Genomic DNA, 1,321 nt, shown 5'->3' with positions numbered 1-1,321 from the left:
AAGGGCCTGAACTACGTCAAGCTCGACGGTCAGGTCGGCATCATCGGCAACGGCGCGGGCCTGGTCATGTCCACCCTGGACGTGGTCGCCTACGCCGGGGAGGCCCACGGCGGTGTCAAGCCCGCCAACTTCCTGGACATCGGCGGCGGCGCCTCGGCCGAGGTCATGGCCAACGGCCTGGAGATCATCCTGGGCGATGCCGACGTCAAGAGCGTGTTCGTGAACGTCTTCGGCGGCATCACCGCCTGCGACGCGGTGGCCAACGGCATCGTGCAGGCCCTGGAGCTGCTCGAGGGCCGCGGCGACGACGTGTCCAAGCCGCTGGTGGTGCGCCTGGACGGCAACAACGCCGAGCTGGGCCGCAAGATCCTGACCGACCGTGCGCACCCGGCCGTGCGCCAGGTGGAGACCATGGACGGCGCCGCCGCTCAGGCCGCCGAACTGGCCGCGAAGTAAGGGGCGGAATCCGACATGGCTATCTTTCTGACCAAGGACAGCAAGGTGCTGGTCCAGGGCATGACCGGCTCTGAGGGCACCAAGCACACCCGGCGCATGCTCGCCTCGGGCACGAACATCGTGGGCGGGGTCAACCCGCGCAAGGCCGGGCAGGCCGTGGACTTCGACGGTGCGCAGGTGCCGGTGTTCGGGTCGGTGGCCGAGGGCATGGAGGCCACCGGCGCGGACGTGACGGTGATCTTCGTTCCGCCGCGGTTCACCAAGGACGCGGTGGTCGAGGCGGTCGATGCGGGGATCGGGCTGGCGGTGGTGATCACCGAGGGCATCCCGGTGCACGACACGGCCGAGTTCTGGGCCTATGCGGTCTCCAAGGGCAACCGGACGCGGATCGTGGGGCCCAACTGCCCGGGGCTGATCACGCCGGGGGAGTCGAACGCGGGGATCATCCCGGCCGACATCACCAAGCCGGGGCGGATCGGGCTGGTGTCCAAGTCCGGGACGCTGACGTACCAGATGATGTACGAGCTGCGCGACATCGGTTTCTCCACGTGTGTGGGGATCGGGGGGGACCCGGTGATCGGGACCACGCACATCGATGCGCTGGCGGCGTTCGAGGCCGACCCGGGCACGGACGCGATCGTGATGATCGGTGAGATCGGCGGGGACGCCGAGGAGCGTGCGGCCGAGTTCATCAAGGAGAACGTGTCCAAGCCGGTGGTGGGCTATGTTGCCGGGTTCACCGCTCCGGAGGGCAAGACGATGGGGCACGCGGGCGCGATCGTGTCGGGTTCGGCGGGCACGGCCCAGGCCAAGAAGGAGGCTCTGGAGGCGGCCGGCGTGAAGGTCGGCAAGACCCCCAGCGAGA

Annotated in this window: 1 protein-coding gene and 1 pseudogene; both read left to right on the top strand. The window is 69.1% G+C overall.

Annotated features, from left to right (window positions below; all coding sequences use genetic code 11):
- A pseudogene (locus O4J56_RS31975) lies at nucleotides 1-456 on the top strand (ADP-forming succinate--CoA ligase subunit beta); the annotation flags it as partial.
- A gap of 15 nt (nucleotides 457-471) precedes the next feature.
- Nucleotides 472-1,321: succinate--CoA ligase subunit alpha (gene sucD, locus O4J56_RS31970; protein ID WP_270690976.1), on the top strand; the 850-nt coding region annotated here is incomplete at its 3' end.

It is taken from the genome of Nocardiopsis endophytica, from assembly GCF_027706725.1.
GTDB lineage: Bacteria > Actinomycetota > Actinomycetes > Streptosporangiales > Streptosporangiaceae > Nocardiopsis_A > Nocardiopsis_A endophytica.
This window is presented reverse-complemented; position numbering and strand designations above follow the sequence as displayed.